13 protein-coding genes are annotated in these 16093 nt (G+C 70.3%); 5 read left to right on the top strand and 8 right to left on the bottom strand.

Features of this window, described 5'->3' with window-relative positions:
- Nucleotides 1–674 precede the first annotated feature (674 nt).
- From ACLJQE_RS41810 to ACLJQE_RS41795, 4 genes are all read left to right on the top strand, one after another.
- Nucleotides 675–1901, top strand: coding sequence for an AAA family ATPase (locus ACLJQE_RS41810; protein WP_410645326.1), 1227 nt, complete (start codon nucleotides 675–677; stop codon nucleotides 1899–1901).
- Between the two features lie 40 nt (nucleotides 1902–1941).
- Entirely contained in the window at nucleotides 1942–3720 is a 1779-nt protein-coding gene (locus ACLJQE_RS41805; RefSeq protein WP_410645325.1) for a VWA domain-containing protein, read from the top strand.
- A 68-nt stretch (nucleotides 3721–3788) separates the two neighbouring features.
- The gene (locus ACLJQE_RS41800) at nucleotides 3789–4472 is read left to right on the top strand and encodes a hypothetical protein (protein WP_410645324.1); all 684 of its coding nucleotides are present in this window, start codon (nucleotides 3789–3791) and stop codon (nucleotides 4470–4472) included.
- Nucleotides 4473–4528: 56 nt separating this feature from the next.
- Nucleotides 4529–5122 (top strand): hypothetical protein, encoded by a 594-nt coding sequence (locus ACLJQE_RS41795; RefSeq protein ID WP_410645323.1) that lies wholly within the window; start codon nucleotides 4529–4531, stop codon nucleotides 5120–5122.
- A gap of 84 nt (nucleotides 5123–5206) precedes the next feature.
- Here the strand turns inward: ACLJQE_RS41795 and ACLJQE_RS41790 are convergent, their stop codons facing one another.
- The 7 genes from ACLJQE_RS41790 to ACLJQE_RS41760 all read right to left on the bottom strand — a co-directional run bounded on the left by ACLJQE_RS41790 (nucleotide 5207) and on the right by ACLJQE_RS41760 (nucleotide 15186).
- Nucleotides 5207–5857: a MarR family transcriptional regulator gene (locus ACLJQE_RS41790; RefSeq protein ID WP_410645322.1), complete on the bottom strand. Its 651-nt coding sequence runs from the start codon at nucleotides 5855–5857 to the stop codon at nucleotides 5207–5209.
- Nucleotides 5858–5963: 106 nt separating this feature from the next.
- The gene (locus ACLJQE_RS41785) at nucleotides 5964–6926 is read right to left on the bottom strand and encodes a C40 family peptidase (RefSeq protein ID WP_410645320.1); all 963 of its coding nucleotides are present in this window, start codon (nucleotides 6924–6926) and stop codon (nucleotides 5964–5966) included.
- An 18-nt stretch (nucleotides 6927–6944) separates the two neighbouring features.
- Nucleotides 6945–8021: a replication-relaxation family protein gene (locus tag ACLJQE_RS41780; protein WP_410645319.1), complete on the bottom strand. Its 1077-nt coding sequence runs from the start codon at nucleotides 8019–8021 to the stop codon at nucleotides 6945–6947.
- Nucleotides 8022–8041: 20 nt separating this feature from the next.
- On the bottom strand, nucleotides 8042–10534 hold the full coding sequence (locus ACLJQE_RS41775; protein WP_410645318.1) for a type IV secretory system conjugative DNA transfer family protein: 2493 nt from the start codon (nucleotides 10532–10534) through the stop codon (nucleotides 8042–8044).
- Nucleotides 10531–12351, bottom strand: a complete 1821-nt coding sequence (locus tag ACLJQE_RS41770) for a VirB4 family type IV secretion system protein (protein ID WP_410645317.1) — start codon at nucleotides 12349–12351, stop codon at nucleotides 10531–10533. The genes ACLJQE_RS41775 and ACLJQE_RS41770 overlap by 4 nt, the downstream gene beginning before the upstream one ends.
- A 6-nt stretch (nucleotides 12352–12357) precedes the next feature.
- Nucleotides 12358–13413: a PrgI family protein gene (locus ACLJQE_RS41765; protein WP_410645316.1), complete on the bottom strand. Its 1056-nt coding sequence runs from the start codon at nucleotides 13411–13413 to the stop codon at nucleotides 12358–12360.
- 12 nt (nucleotides 13414–13425) lie between these two features.
- Complete coding sequence (locus ACLJQE_RS41760; RefSeq protein WP_410645315.1) at nucleotides 13426–15186, bottom strand: hypothetical protein; 1761 nt, start codon at nucleotides 15184–15186, stop codon at nucleotides 13426–13428.
- Nucleotides 15187–15232: 46 nt separating this feature from the next.
- Between ACLJQE_RS41760 and ACLJQE_RS41755 the strand changes: the two genes are divergently transcribed.
- Complete coding sequence (locus ACLJQE_RS41755; RefSeq protein WP_410645314.1) at nucleotides 15233–15448, top strand: hypothetical protein; 216 nt, start codon at nucleotides 15233–15235, stop codon at nucleotides 15446–15448.
- 206 nt (nucleotides 15449–15654) lie between these two features.
- Here the strand turns inward: ACLJQE_RS41755 and ACLJQE_RS41750 are convergent, their stop codons facing one another.
- Nucleotides 15655–15978: a pilin gene (locus tag ACLJQE_RS41750; protein ID WP_410645398.1), complete on the bottom strand. Its 324-nt coding sequence runs from the start codon at nucleotides 15976–15978 to the stop codon at nucleotides 15655–15657.
- Nucleotides 15979–16093 lie beyond the last annotated feature (115 nt).

Genomic DNA, 16093 nt, shown 5'->3' with positions numbered 1-16093 from the left:
CGTTCAGAGTCGCCATTCGTTGTGACACCCATCGAGGTTCTGCATCGCGTCGCATGGACGGACGCTGCGCCCCCGCGACTGTCCGAGCGGCCCGCTCGCTGGAACCGACCGTCCACGGGCGCCCCTCGGATGCCCGCTGGCCACCGGGGGTGCCACCGCACGCGCCGATCGCCCCGGCGTTCCATGGACCGTCTAAGCCGGATCCTCCGTCTCCGCGCATGCTCGCAGGTCAAGGCCTGCATGCGGGGATCCGTCAGTATCCCAGACTCGCTTGGCGACAAGCAGGTAAGCACATCAGGCCTGCCCCGTCGGTCCCGCTGCTGTGAACATGTCCCCACGGTCTGGCTCTCATGGTCATCTCACCTCGTGTCGACAGTCGCTCGTTCCTTTCTATTTTCTTCAAATAAAGGCTGGTCCATTTCCTTTGTTGCGACTGTTGTCAGCCGTTTGACGTCCGCGACCTGCGTGGACGGTTCGGCAAATAAATTCAAATGCTTTGTCTGAATATTGGAATTCGTCACCCGAATGGGGTGCGGAAAGGTATTGTGCGACCGGTCTTGTGGAGTTACTTTTGTTGCGTACCCGGGAAATCCGGAAATCACATTCAAGGGTTGCAACGAATCGTTTTGATTCGCCGTATCACCCGCGTCACGCACTGGAAAGGAATACCTGCGATGGCCACGCCCACCCCGCCCGCCACGGCACCCGCCACCGGGCCGACCACCCCGGCGGGTGGGACGGCGACCCGGCTCCGCAACGGCGAACTCCGCGCGATGGTCGCCAAAATCCTCGCGGACGACCCCGCCACCACCCACACCCCGGGCGGCATCGCGCACACCCTGAACCGTTCGTCCGGCGCGGTTGGCAACGCCTGCAAAGCGTTGACGGACAGAGGAGAAGCCGAACTCGCCACGACCGCGCCGCTGGCCTACCGGGCGACCGCGACGACAGCGGCCGCCGCCGCGACCGCCATCACCCCCGCCCCACCCCGCACGCCACGCCGCAAGTCGCCTTCGACGGCACCAGCCGCGCCCCCGACCACGTCCTCGCTGTCCGGGACCGGCGGCGCTGCCACCCGACCGGTAGGCAAGGTCACCGGCCCTGTGAAACGTCCGAACGGGATGGACTACCACCCCCGGCTCTTGTCCGGGATGCCGGACGTGACCGCGCTGCAGCGGCTGCGGGACGCTGGGGTCGCCGCCCTGCTGTATGGCCCGCCCGGCACCGGAAAGACCTCGGTCGTGGAGGCTGCGTTCAACGACTGCCTGACCGTTCAGGGCGACGGCGACACCGTGGTCGCCGACCTGGTGGGCGACTACACCAAAACCCCCGACGGCGACTTCGTGTTCGTCCACGGTTCGCTGGTCCGCGCGATGCGCGAAGGCGTCCCGCTGTTCATCGACGACGCCACCTTGATCCCGCCGACCGTGCTCGCCGTGGTCTACCCCGCGATGGACGGCCGCCGCGAAATCATCGTCAAGGCCAACGGCGGCGAAGTCGTCAAGGCCGAGCCGGGGTTCTACGTCGTCGCCGGGCACAACCCCGGCGTGCACGGGGCCATCCTCACTGACGCGCTGTCGTCTCGGTTCTCCGTGCACATCCAGGTCTCCAGCGACTACGCCCTCGCCGAACAGCTCGGGGTCGACAAGAAGGCCGTGCGGGTGGCGCGCAACCTCGCGACCCGGCAAGAGAAGGGCGAGATCGGGTGGGCCCCGCAGCTGCGCGAATTGCTGGCGTTCAAGAAACTCGCCGACGCGTGGGACCTCGACGCCGCCGCCGGAAACCTCGTCGGCATCGCGCCGGAAGAAGACCGCGCCACCGTTGCCGCTGTGGTGCGCGACGTCTTCGGCAAGACCGTCACCCCGCTTGCTCTCGGTGCCCGCATCCCCACCAAACCCTGACGTTCCCACGCCGCGCCGAATCCGCGAAAGGACCCGCGCCATGAGCACCCACTTCGCCGCCGACCCGACCGCTACCGGTGCCGCTGTGTTCCCCGCGCGACCGGAGTGGCTGACCCTGTCCGCCGCGTTCGCCGACGAGGTCCCGGTGATCGCCGACCGTGACGACCTCGTGGTCAGCGTCGCCCCCGGCGCGGGTGGCGGTGCCCCGGCGTGCTTCTACCCGCACCGCGCGTTGATCGAAGTCGACGGTGACCGCCTCGGCGTGGACCCCGCGACGGTGGACCCGGCCAACCTGTCCGACCGACCCCGCTACGCCCCGGCATGGGGTGCCCTTACCCACGAGTGCGGCCACGCCAAACACACGGCATGGGAAGCACCGGCCGACGCCCCGCCCGCCGTGGTCGCCGCTGCCATGCTGCTGGAAGAGTCACGGATGGAAGCGGCGCACATCCGCCGCCGCCCGGACGACCGGCACTGGCTGCGCGCGTGCGTGAACGGCATCGTTGCCACCGACCTGCACCTGTACGCCGACTCCGCCACCGCCCCGAAGATGACCCCCGCCGACGCCGCGCGCTCCGCCGCGCTCCTGCTGGGACGGACCGACGGCGGCGTGCTCACCCACGCCGAGGTCTACCCCCTTGCCCGGGTCCTCGAGGACGTGCTCGGCGCGGACGTCCTCGGCAAGCTGCGGGCCGTGTGGCGGCAGGCACTGCGGACTGCCGACAACGCGGGCGAGGAGATGCTCGACCTCGGGCGGCGGTGGTGCGAGATTCTCGGCACAGACCCCGACAACCCGGACCCGGCCGCGCAACCCGCCCCATCCGGCACCTCAGACTCGTCCGGTGGCTCACCCGAACCCGGTGCTCTCACCACCCCGTCACCGCTGGCGGATGCCATTGCGGCCGTGCTGGGCGGTGTGGCGGCGAAAGTAGCGGGGGAGAAGGCACCCGAGGACCCGGCCGCTGTGGCGGCTGGCGCGAAGGAACGCGAAGACGCCGCCGAGAAGGACGCGCGAGAGGCGGCGCGCCGGGTGTTCGGCACCGGAGGACCCCGTGGCGGCGACACCAGGACGGCGGGCACTCGGCCGCCCACGCCGGAGGAGTGCACGGCTGCGCGGGTGCTTGCGCGGGCGTTGGACACCGCCGGAACCCGGGAACGCGTCGCCGTGCGTTCCACCTCGGAGGTACCGCCCGGGCGGCTGCGGATGCGGGGCGTGCGGGCTGCCGAAGCCCAGCGTGCCGCCGGGGCCGTGGTGACCGCCGAGCCGTTCACTCGCACCATCCGCACACCGGTCACCGTGCCGCCGCTGCGGGTCGGAATCGCGTGCGACGTGTCCGGCTCGATGGGCTGGGCGCGTGCTCACGTGGCCTCGGCGGCCTGGATCCTGGCCAACGCCGCCCGGCACACCCGGGTGCCCGCCGACACCGCGAGCGTAATCTTCGGTCACCACGTCGGCCCGCTGACCCGGCCGGGCAACCCGCCGGCCGAGGTCACCGAGTTTCGCTCCCGCGACAACTACGAGGACATCCCTCGTGCGCTCGACGCCCTCGACGGCTCGCTCGGACTGTCCCGCCCCGGCGCGGCCCGGCTGGTGGTCATCGTGTCTGACGGCAAGTACCGCGCCGAGCCGCGCTGCGACGGCCAGAAGAAGCTCGACCGGCTGCGCGCGTCCGGGTGCGCGGTGCTGTGGCTGACCACCAGCCCAGCCGACACCCCGCTCGACGGAGCAACCGTCCACGTGCTGACCGATCCCGCAACGGCCGCCCGTGCCATCGGGCACGCCGCCACCACCGCATTGCGGGCCGCCGCCCGCCGGTAGCCCGCGCCGGGCCCAGCACGCGCGAAACCCAGTTGACACCCGAAACACCAACGGAAAGGCGAGCCACCATGGCGACCCGCGAAGAGCGAATCATGAGTGCAGTACTCGATCTGATATCCGAACTGGAAGGATCGTGGAGCCTGGTGACCTACCTACGCAACTCCGGTTACATGACGAGTCTGTACGGCTGCACGGTGCTCCTTGGCCCAGCGGGCGAAGCCCTTCGCGTTGATCCGGTCAGGAACCTCCGGCCGTGGGCCTACACCATCCAACCCGTCCTCCCGTATGACGAGGACGAATTTTCAACCGGCTGGGCCGAGCCCGACGAGTACGTCCACCAGCGTCTGAACTACCCACCGGGCTGGTTCTTTCCGAAGGAACATCAACCACGCCCGGTGCTCGTGGAGACTCGCACGCCGATCAAGGAGGTCGCCGACCGCCTCGAAGAGGAAGTGCTGCCCTCTTATCGACACTGGGCTGGCCTCATCCGAGCGCGCAACGCTCAACGCCACGAGCGACTGACGCAAGAACGGGCGGCCGCGCTCGACCTCGCGCAAGCGTTCGGCGGGCCGGTGCGTGTCGTGCCCGGCGCGCCGAGCATCACCTTGTGCCGACTCGTCGACGGGCAGTCGCGCGTCCAGGTGGGCACTCGTTCGCCGTACGTGGAGATGTCGTTCTTTGTGCCTCGTGATCGCGCTGCCGTGATTGCGCCAGAGCTGGCTCGCCTGTTGGGATTTGTCTCGACCCGATGACCTGAATGGACCTCCGCAAGAGCAACAGGGCCCACACGAAGACGAAGGAGACCACGATGAACGTCTCGATGACCGAACGCGACGAAGCGACAAACGCCACCCCGACCAGCTACCACCACACCCGCGTCGTCGAGCTTGCCGGACGCGCGCTCCGAGCACGCGTCGAGCGCGGCTACTACATCAACCAGAGCTTCGCTGTCGCCGAGGTACTCAGTGACCAGCTGACGTGGACGAGCCTCGCTGCTGACGCTCCCAGCAACTGGTGGCACGACACGCCGCGACCGAGCGCTGACGTTCACGCTGCCGCCGCTCTCGGCGCGCTGGCCGAGCGTCCCCTCGGCAGGGCCGCCGAAATCCTTGCCGCTCCACCGGCCACTCAGACCATTTCACCTCATGTCCACGGTGCGATCAGTGCGTTGCTGGCCATGACTTACGGCTTCGATGGCGAGAAGCGCATCGACCCGGACGACATCGTTTGGGCGTATCGCCACGGCGGCGCACTGCACATACTCGAGCACCCCGACGGCAGTGTCACCTTCACCAGGGCCCACCGAGACGACTGTCCGTTCGTTATCACTGCTGGCGAGCAGGCGTGCGACGACGATTGCATGTTTCCTCATCCGGCCGACGTGAACCAGCAGGCCACGTAGTGACCTTCCCTGCCTGGGTTCCAGCACCGACGGGGGCGGATCGCCACGATGGCGATCCGCCCCCGTTTGGTTGCGCTGGGCGGTTCAGCTGGAAGTGAAGCGCTTCGGCGCCTCGCACGTTTTCTTAGCCAGCCCGTTGGTGACGAGCTTCTCCAGGGCGTTGTTCACTGCGCCGCTGGATCGCACCAGCTCTGTGCCGATCTTGGCGGGTCCGAACTCTTCGCCGGGATGCGCCTGGAGGAACTCTTTCACCAGCTCGTAAAGCGCACCCTTCGGCAACCGGTCCTTCTTCGGCATGTCCGTCGTAGCGGTGGCGCCGGGGTCAGACAAGGAGGCATCGGCCTCTCGTACGGCGGCTCCGGCGGGACTTTCCGCCTTCTGATCTGCCGTGGCGGGCACGTCGTCGGGCTCCATGACTTCGGCTGCGTCGTTGGTCTGATCGTCGTGGATCGTCCATGTGACAGGGACTGACTGGTCCTTGCCGGTGGTGCGGGTCACCAGTCCTTCGGCGGCCCAGCGGGAAAGGATCTTCGTGGCTGTCGAGCGGCCGACTCCGGCTTCGGTCGCGATCCGTGCGGCGGTGGCGCCGGGGTTGGCTTCGAGCGCGCGGCGAACCTTCGGTTCCGCGGTTTCGGGCTTGGTGTTGGACGAGTCGTTCTGAGACATGACGATTCCGTTTCGGTTGAAGCGGTGGGTGGTCATGCCCCGGCCGGGGCTTTGCTCGCCGGTGCGCATCCAGTGGTTCGGGCTACACGTCTATGGACGCTCCGTCAGTCGCTTCATGTCAAGTCATTGTCCAAACAAGACACATGTATCGCCCAGAAGTGCTTGTGCTCAGGCCTCAACGTGGCGTGGTTGGCCTGGTGGCGCCGATGTAGTCGTCGCCGGGGTGGCGGTATGGCTCCACTTTTACGGCCTGTCCGAAGTCAGGCGCGTCGATCATGTTGCCGCCGCCGATGTACAGGCCGACGTGATGCACGCGCCCGGCGGCCGCGTAGAAAACGAGATCGCCGGGAAGGAGCGGGGCGCCGGCGGGCACGCGCGGTCCGGCGGCGTACTGCTCGCGCGAGGTTCGTGGCAACGGGATGCCGGCGGCGCCGTACGCGGCTCGGGTCAGGCCGCTGCAGTCGAATCCGGCGTCCCCGTCTTCGGGGCCGTTGCCGCCCCACACGTACGGCAGGCCGCGTTGCCCGCAGGCGTAGTTGATGGCGGTGAGCGCGGCGGGCGTCGGTGCGGCGATGTTCGCGCAGTCCCCGGCGCCGGTGTGCTCGCAGGCTGCTCCGGCGACCGCGGCGACGATGGCTTCGGCGGCCGACTGGTGGCGGCCGTAGGCGTCGGGTGTGCCGGACCGCTGGACGGCCTGGGCGGCGTCGTTGAGGCTCATCTGCTGCCAGCCCGGCACGGCCTGCAGATGCCGATAGAACTGCGTTGCCGAGTAGGTCGGGTCCATGATTTGTTGGGGCGTGCCCCAGCCTTGGGACGGGCGCTGTTGGAAGAGGCCGAGGCTGTCGCGGTCGCCGTGATCGAGGTTGCGCAGGGTGGATTCCTGGATGACGACGGCGACCGCGATGACCCATCCGGGTTCGGGGACCTGCAGCTGCTTGCCGACCGAGGTGATGATCGTTGCGTTGGCGAGCTGGTCAGGTCCGTAGCCAGGCACGGTGCCGGTGGTCGCCCCGCTGGGCGTGCAGGTCGTGCTCTCGCTGCCGGTGAGCGAGGTGACGACGGCCTGCGGCACGGCTCCCAGCAGCACCGGAAGCATCGCGAGCACGACGGCGACGCCGACCGCGATCTTCGATCCCATGACGCTCTCCTCGCGTGATCAGGATTCGGGACGGCGAGTTCGGGTGGGCGTGGCGTCCGGGGGGACAGGAGCTGGTGGCGGCAGCCGGTAGGCCACGGCCTGCCCGGACGTTGGGGCGATCGTGTCGTCAAGGTCAGAGGCCGCCGCCGGAGCGACGGTCGGCCAGGCGCGTGTTAGCTCGCCGAGCTCGTACCGCGGCGAAGTCCGCTTCGACGACTTCGCGTTGAGCGGGAGCCAGACCTCGTCTGCCGGGCTCGGGCAGGCTGTGGCCGAGTCGAGGAGGTCGGCGGCCGCGGTGGCGACGGGGACGTCGCCGGTCTGGTCGAGATCGCCGTGGATGCGGGCGAGTGCCGAGCGTGCGCCGGCCTCGCGGCGGCTGGTCGGTAGCCAGAACAGCACCGGGGTAGCGATGCCGGTGGAGTCGGCGAGCCGGGCGTAAGCGAGCAGCTTGCGAGCGACCTTGGGCAGCGACTCGCTGCCGGTGTCGTATTCGAGGAAGAACTCGAGCTCGCCGGTGGCGCTGCGCCAGCGGCCGTACGCGTCGGGGATGACGAGGTCACCGAAGTGCCGGGCGCAGCGGCTTTCCGACCACCACGCCGTGACCCCCTCACCACGTCGGACAGGGTCACCACGTCGGCTGCGCGCGATCAGCGAGGTGAAGAAGTCGCCGACGCCGACGGTGTGAGCGAGGCGCTGGTTGTGGGCGATGGCTATCGCGCGGTCGTGCCGGTAGCCGAGGTCCTTGACCTCCAAGCCGTGCCCGGCGGCCAACACGGCGGCGCCGGCGGGCCCGAGCACGTAGTGCATCGGCGCGGAGCCGAGCTGGCGGAAGGGCTGGAACCGGCTGACGGCGCGCCAGAGGTACAGCTCGCGCAGACGCTGACGAGTCGAGCGACTGGAAGGAAACGCGGCGTCCTGGATCTGGGCGGAGGTCAGGACGCGGTGCTCGAAGAGCAAGGCGAGCAGCCATTTGTCCCGGGCGGTCAGCCGGGCGGCGAGCGCCGCCTGGTGCTCGACCGAGCTGGCCCTGCGGGCCGTCGTCCGGCCGGGGAGATGCTGTCGGAGCTGGTGCTGGCGTGTCGTCGTGGTGATCAACGGGGCCTCCGAACTGGACGTCAGAGCTGGGCGCGGCGCGGGTCGGTCTTGCGGTCTCGCGTCGGCCGCCTCGACGCAGCCGCGGCGCCAGCAGGCCTCGACGGCGACGGCCGGGATGTGCGGAGAGCAGCCCGGATGTCCCTGGCACGGCCCGGAACGGCGGCACGCATCGGCGAGGTGGTCATCGTGAACGGCTCGGTCTCAGCGCCATTGACGACGAGCCGGGCGCCGACGTGGTAGACACCGAGGTGTGCGAGGTCGTGTTCGGACAGCCGCGGCGCGGTGTGGCGGGCAAGTTCGCGGGCGTCCTCGGGGGAGGCGTTGAAGAAGATCTTCGACCTCGCGTTGGTCGAGATGCCTTCCTTGAGCTCGCGGGGGAGCTGCCCGAGGTGCTGGTGGGCGAGCGTCATCGCCAGCCGGAACCCTCGGGCTTCGGCGAGCATGTCCTCGATCGGGTAGGGCAGGTTGAGGAAGTTGTGACACTCGTCGATCACCAGCGAGGCGTCCGGACGTTCGCGCTGCGGAACACGGGCACGGCCGGTGGTGGCCTGCCAGGTGCGGGCAACGACCAGGGACCCGACGAGCCGCGTGGTCTCGTCGCCGAGGGAACCTTTCGGAATCCGGACCAGGCAGATCCCGCCCTGGTCGAGGACGTGGTTCATGTCGACGGTGGACCGGCCGCCGGCGATGGCGTCTTTGACGAACGGGCGCAGCAGGAAGGCGCGGAGCTTGTTCATCAGCGGCGAGATGACCTGGCTGCGGCTGGAGTCGGTGAGCTCGTCGTACCACTCCCAGAAACCCGCGAGCACCGGGTCGGTCAGCCCGCCGGTGATCCGCGTCCGGAAGGCTTCGCTGGTCAGGAGCTTGGGGAGGTCGGCGAGGGTAGGCACGCCGTCCTGGGCGCGGAGGGTGAGGCAGGCGGCGCGCATGAGGTCGTCGGTGCGCGGGCCCCAGAACGCGGAGTAGACGCGGCGAAAGACGGAGACGAGGTTGTCGACCTCGCGGTCGGTCTCGCCACCCGCGAGCGGGTTGAGGCAGGGCGGGCGGTGCCGGGAGTCGGCGTCGAACAGCACGACCCGCTCCGCGGCGTCCCGGGGGAGTCGGGAGAGGACGTCGGTGACCAGGTCGCCCTTGGGGTCGATGAGCACAATGCCACGGCCGGCGTCCGCGTCGTCGAGGATCAGGTTGCCCAGCAGCGTCGACTTCCCGGACCCGGTGGCGCCGAGCACGTGCAGGTGGTGGCGGGCGTCCGGCACGCGCAGCCCGATCGGGCGGACGTGGCCGGTGTCGGCGACCCCGAGCGGTTTGACCTCGGGGCCGGGGACGGCGATGCCCGGTGGCGGGGCGACGGCTTTCGCGCCGGCGCGCTCGAGGCCCGGGATCTCGGCATCGACCGGCAGGTGCGCGATCGCCGCCAGCTCGGGGACGGAGAGCAGATCGCCGCGGTCGAGGCGCCGAGACGCGAGCGCCTGCGCGGGGTGGCGCAGACGGATTCGGGTGTAGTGGTTGTGCTCGGTGTAGGCGGCGAAGCTGGCGGCCAAGGCGTGGGCGCGGCCGCGCGCGGTGTCCCGAGCCTGCCGCACCTCGGTGTCAGTGGCGTCGGCCGGGAGGTGGGTGGTGACGGCGTAGCGGACGACAGTCTCGTACTGGGAGCCGCGCTGCTTGCCGACGATCGCCCGGTTCTGCGCGGAGTACTCCAGCGACAGCTGTGGGTCCTGGCTGATCCGGCGGGCATCGCGCGTACGTCCGGAGCGACTCGCCGACGCGCTTGGCGTGAGGAGGTCGAGCAGCCGGCCGCCGAGCCGCCCGGACGCGCCGGCGTGCACCCGCCGGGCAGCACGCCGAGCTCGGCCCACCCGGCGGCCGGTCACCGGTCGGGCGAGAACTTGCACGCTGGCGTGCTCGTCGCGGCCGAGGCCGACCGGCGCGCCCAGCAGTCCGCGGATCGGGTCGGCGTCGAACCCGGTCCGGATCGGCAGGGCCTCGGAGCGAGCGAGCTTCAGCTGGCCGCCCACCGTGACGGCCCGTCGGCGATCCTTCGGTTCGGGCAGCGGTGCGTCGGCGGGGACGGCGCGCGTGTGCGTGCCGGGCCATGCGGCTTCGATCGCGCGCTCGACGAGGCCAGGCGGGATCACACCGGGGACCCACAGCCGCAGGGTGACGACGTGTTCGGAGAACCGGTACTCCCAGGCCAGGTGCGGCTGGCCGGTGAGCCATCGCCGCCAGCTCGGCCGCAGCAGGCCGACGAGGTTGGACCACAGCAGGACGTCGCCGGCGGGATCGACGGTGGGCGGCGCGAGCACGGTGACGCACCGCGCGTCGGTGAGCAGGGCGGCGTGGCAGCGGCCTCGCCACCAGCGCCGGCCGACGGCCTGGCCTGCGGTGATCATGGCCAGCGCGGGAAGGGCGATCGGGCCCCAGTGCAACGCCATGTCAAGGACTTCCGTGAGCAGCTGGTGTACCGCGCTCCACGGATCGGTCAGGTAACTGCCGACCCAACTCCGCTGGATCATGATCCGACCTCCGAGTCGGCCGGGCCGAGGTCGACGACGTCATCAAGGGCGCCGTCGCCGAAGTCCTGGGCGATCTCGGCGAGTTCGGCGGGGTCGGTGGTGACGAGGACGTTCTCGGTCGGTGAGGCGAGGGCTTGGAAGGCGACCCATTCGGTGCCGGAGCCGAGCAGGCCTTGGCCGCGGTCGGCGGTGAGCAGAAACTGGCGCTGGCCTTCGGAGAGGTTGAAGGTCGCCGCGATCTGGTCGATGGCCTGCGGGGACTGGCGCAGCAGCACGCTGGTGGCGGCGTTGGCCACGATCGCGCGGCCGAGGTCGCTGCCGAGAACGTCCTCGATGTCCTGGGTCGCGACCGTCAAGCCGGCCCAGTGCTTGCGGAAGGTCTTCGACATCCGGAACAGGTACTTCGCACCCTCGGCCGACCGCATCAGCAGCCATGCCTCGTCGACGACCACCAGTCGGCGGCGCCGGTCGGCCGGGTTGGACACCCGCCGCCAGATCGCGTCGAGGGTCAGCAGTGTGCCGATCGCCTTGAGTTCGTCGGGCAGGTCCCGGAGGGAGAACACGACGAGGTGCCCGTCGGGCGTCGTGGTCGTCGGCCCGGAGAAGAGATCGGCGAACGCGCCGTCGACGAACGGGTGCAGCCGGGCGGCGAGGTCAGCACCTCCGGTGACCGCGAGGGTGTCGCGCAGATCGCGCATCACCGGCGCCGGCCGGGTCCAGGTGCGAGGGTCAGTGGTGATCCCGGCGCCCGCGTACGTCGCAGTGATCGCCGTGTCGAGGACGGCACGTTCGCCGGCGGTCAGCTCGGTGCCCAGGCACACGGCCAGCGCGGTCTGCAAGAAGAGCGCGCGCCGGTTGAGGGCATCGTGTGGTGCGGTCCGGCGTCCGGACGCGGTGGTGTGGATGGGTAGGTCGAAGGGGTTGAGCCGGACGCCGCCGGCGCCGAGGTGGACGTAGGCGCCGCCGACCTGGGCGGCGAGGCGGGCGTATTCGTCTTCGGGGTCGATGACGAACGCCTGGATGTCCCGGTAGAGGCTGCGCAGGGTTTCGAGCTTGACCAGGTAGGACTTTCCCGAGCCGGACCGGCCGAGCGCGACGGAGTTGTGGTTGTCACAGGCAAACCGGTCCCAGTGCACGAGCCCCTGGGAGCCGACGTTGTAGCCGTAAAGCACGCCGCTCGGCGTGGTGGACGTCGGGTCCACCGTCGGCAGGTCCGGTGAGGTGAACGGAAACGCCGCCGACGCCGCCGCGGTGTCGAACGTCCTCTTCAGACCGAGCGAGTCCAGCCCGAGCGGCAAGGTGGTGACCCAGCCTTGCAGGGAGCGGTAGGTGGCGGGCTTGGCGTCCAGGAGCAGAGAGGCGCACAGCGACCGCAGCGCCGAAACCTCTTCGGTCAACGACTCCTCGTCCGGTGCGTGGACGGTGAGGTAGAGGCCGAACTTGAACAGCCGACCTTCGCCTCGAGCGACCCGGCGAGAGAGATCGGCGGCGTCTTCGGCGGCTGCGTCGAGGTCCGGGTCGTCGAGGTGGTCGTGCCGGGCGTGGTGGCGGCGGGAGGACTCCAAGCGGGCGCGCTGCTTCTTCAACCCACTGGCCGCGGTCATCGGGTCGACCGGTTGCACGTGGACGGACACGTCCAGCCGGGCGGGGTAGGTGAGCAGGGGTGCGAGCCAGCCGGGGTAGACCTCCTGCGGGTAGCCGGTGACGCCGAATGAGGCGACCCATTCGTTGCCGACCTCGAGGTGGCGGGCGCCGACCGCCAGGGCGTCCGGGGTGAACGCCTCGGCCGCCGAGGCGGGGGTGGGGATGCGAGACATCGCAGTTCACCTACCTTCGAATTCGTCGTCGTAGAGGTCGGTGATCGTCGCGGCGGTGACGATGTCGTCAGCACCGGCGAGCGCGGCCGACGGCGGCAGGAAGGTGTCCGGGTTGCACGCGGCGGCCAGCACACTGGTTGCGGCCATGGCGTCCAGGGCGGTGACGATGATTCCGGCCGGCGCGAGCAGCTCGGTGGCCTCGTTCAGCCGCCGCGCGAGCCGCTGTTCGGCCGCCTGACGTACCGCGGGATCGATCGGCGCTGCCGCAGGTTTCCGCCGGAGGCGTCCCAGCGCGGCGCTCACGCTCTCGGCGACGGCGGGACGGCCTGGTTCCCGTAGGACGAGCAGGACCTGGCGGCGCAGCAGGTTCGCCTGTCGGCTGAGCTGGGTGAGGTAGTCGGCGTGATCGAGCGCGGCGGCTTCCAGCGCCGGGTGGGGGAGTCCGCCGGCCCGGCCGCGAAGTTCGTCGATCTGCGGGACGAGGTCGAGGCGTTCAGCGCGAACCAGGAACTGCACCGGCGCGGTGAGCGAGTGCAGGTAACGCGCGAACGCCGCGACGAGCGCTTCTTGCTCCGCAGGCGTGCGCAGGGAGAAGTTGACCGTCGAGCAGCTGGCGATCACCGCGAGCCCATCCGGCCCGAGATCGATGACGCCGGCGGCGTGCCCGCTGGTGACGCCGCGAGCGGGCAGTTCGAGAGGTACCGGTGCCACGTCCTCGGGAGCGGAGTCGCGTCCGGCGGTGAGCCAGGCCGGAGCCGGGTGGACGCCTTCGGGCGCGGACACCTGGTGACGTGGAGTGAGCCGTTGCCGGACTGCGGCCAGCAGAAGCCGGTCGAGGCCGACGCCGTCGCGGCGGCCGAGCGCGATCACCGTGACCGCGAGCGCGATCGGTACTGCGATGAGCAGGAACAGCAGCAGCGGAAGGAAGGCCCGGGTGGCGTTGTAGAGGGCGTATAGCAGGAGCCCGGTGACGCCGAGGACCGCCAGCTGCCGCGCGGTGAGCGGGCCGAGCACGCGGTCGGGGCGGTCGACGTCGGCGGGAATGCGGACGGGATGGGACATGACGTCGCTACCTCACTTCGTCTTCGGGCGGCGTCGCCGGGGTGGCAGGGGCAGCGGCAACGGCAGCTGCGCGTCGGCCCGTTTCCGTGGCGGCGCAGGTTCGGCTGGCGGTTTCGGTTTCGGTTGCCGGTGCACCCCGAGGGGCATCGGGTACTGGCCGGACGCGAGTGGCCGGTTGCCGCTGTAGGCGTCGGGAGCCGGACGCCGGTGAGCGCGTGCCGCACGGTTGATCTGCCCCGCAGAGGTGAGAAGTCCCGGGCCGGGATCCGGCACGCGATTGGTGCGGGCCGGATCCCCGAGTTCGTCGGCGAGGCTGCGGCGCGCCGAGTGCGGCGTCTGGGGTGGCAGGTGGATGGGCAGCATGCCCGCGCTCGGCGCGATCAGCGCGTTCGGCAGTTTCGCGGGCGGGCGAGCGTTGCGGTTGATGCGTCCGTCCGGCATCAGCAGGCCGGGCTGGCGCGGGGACCTGCCCGGCGTTGGCGAGGTGGCGAGGTCGTCGGCCAGGGTGCGCCGCGGCGTGCGGTCGGGGTCGCGCCGCACGGTGATCGGCAGCCCGAGCTGGTCGGCCGGCAGTGCGTTCGGCAGGTCTTTCGCCGGCAAGGCGTGCCGGTTCGCGCGGACAGTCGTCTCCCCGTTGCGAACGGTGGAGCCGAACAGCGACAGCTGCCCAGGCCCCGGCCCGAGCTCGCTGAGTGTGCCCTCGCGCAGAGGTTCGTCCCAGCCGCGGCGCGGGGTGCGGAACGGGCGGGTGACGCGGCGCACGCGCATCGGCAGCATGAACTGGCCCGAGCGCGTCGCCGGGGGATCCGCCGGTGCTCGAGGTCCGGCGGTACGAGGTCCTCCACCGCCTCGGCTGGCCGCGGCGCCGGCGAGGAGCCCCATCGTCTTGTAGGCGATGACGCCGCGCGCGATCCGTCCGAGCAGGCTGCTGCGCCCGGAGCGCAGTGGTGCGAGGAACCAGAATGGGATCTTGATCAGCACGTAGAACAGCGCGATGCACAAGAGCAGGTTCATCAGTGCCGACAGCGACGGCCCGAAGATGGTGAAGCCGCCGGGGGCGAAGAAGATCCTCACCGTCACCACGAGCGTGAGTGACTGGCCGACTTGAATGGCCAGCACGCAGCCGGTGCCTTTCCACCACCAGTAGGCGATGCCCTCAGTGTGCGGGAGCGCATGGAACATCAGCACGAACGGCGCGGCGGCGATCAGCAAGACCGTGGCGATCACGCGCACGATGAAGACGACGAGCAGCACCAGCAGCATCGCCACCAAACCGAGCCCGAGGATGCCGAGGAACAACCCGCCGCCGTGCAGGGAGCCCTGCACCATGGTGATCAAGCTGCGGGTCATCTCGGCCGGGTCGGCGCCGATCCCCAGCACGGCGGTGGACACCGCGTTGGCGATCTGGATGCCCTTGGTCGCGAGAAACAGCGACAGCGTGCCGGCGAGGAAGCCGACCACGAGCCGGGGCGCGAGCTCCTTGACGGTGTAGCGGGCCTGCAGCGTCTGGTAGCCCATGATGATCAGCCCGGCCAGCAGAACGAGCACGACGTAGGCGGTGAGCAGGATGTGCCACGACCCGACCCAGATCGCGCCGAGCCCGGGCAGCTGATCAGGTTCCGGGGTGGCCAGCAGCGTCTTGCCCAGCAGGTCGAGCAGCGGGTTCAGCCCGGCCGCGACGACCGCGGCGAACAGCGCGCCGGCGGCGGCCACCATGCAGCCGGTGAGGTTCGTCAGTCCGCACTCCGCGACGTCGCCGGCGCCATCGGGCACCGGTGCCGGCGGCGGTGTGCTCGGGACGAGCGTGGAGGGCTGCGGGATGCAGTTCGGTCCCTCGCACGTCGAGCTGCTCGGCGGCACGCACCCGGGCTCCAGCGATCCGGGGAAGCAGGCAGGCGGTGAGGGCAACGTGGTGATCGGCGGCAGTGGAGTTTCCGCAATCGATGGCGTCGGGGACGCGCTCGGCAGGTGGCAGGCAGGCTCGGGTGAGCCGGGGACGCAGGCGGGGTTGGGTGGCCATGGCAGCGGCGGCTGAGCGGGTGCGAGCTGACCCGCGGCTTCTGCTGAATCCGAGCCGGAGGTTGCCGAGGCGGTCGTGATCAAGCCGAGCGCGATCACCAGCGACGCGGCCAGCAGGACTATTCGACGGGTGCGACGCCGCCGGCGCGGTGACCGCAGCGGCTCACTTCGTTCCGGAGGCGCCACCATGCGGCGCGGCCGGTGATGCGGGGTGGACATCGGCTACACCCCGCCGACGATCGTCTTGAGGATTTCGACCACGAGCGGCGCGAGCGCCGCCAGGCCGAACCCGATGCCGGCGGCTTTGAACGCGCCTTTGGCCTTCTCGATCTCGCCCGGGTCGTTGGACGCCATCAGGTAGCGGAGTCCGCCGATGGTGAGGAACACGAGCGCGACGCCGGCGAGGATGCCCATGATCCACGAGCGGATGTTCGACAAAACCTGGTCGACTGTCTGCGCGAGTGCGACATATTGCACGGTCTCGGCGCGCGCCGCGGATCCGCTGAGCAGCAGCGCTGCGGCGGCCAGCGTGCAGCCGAGCAGCACCACTGACCGACGCCGCAGCCGCGGAGAGGTCGGAGCTTCCGGCGCTGGAGGGGTGCGCGGGCACCCCGCCGCACGGCCCAGGGGCTGGGCGTTCGTTCGGTGGTCGGGCCGGTTC

This window comes from Amycolatopsis sp. lyj-346 (genome assembly GCF_046548975.1).
Classification (GTDB): Bacteria; Actinomycetota; Actinomycetes; order Mycobacteriales; family Pseudonocardiaceae; genus Amycolatopsis.
This window is presented reverse-complemented; position numbering and strand designations above follow the sequence as displayed.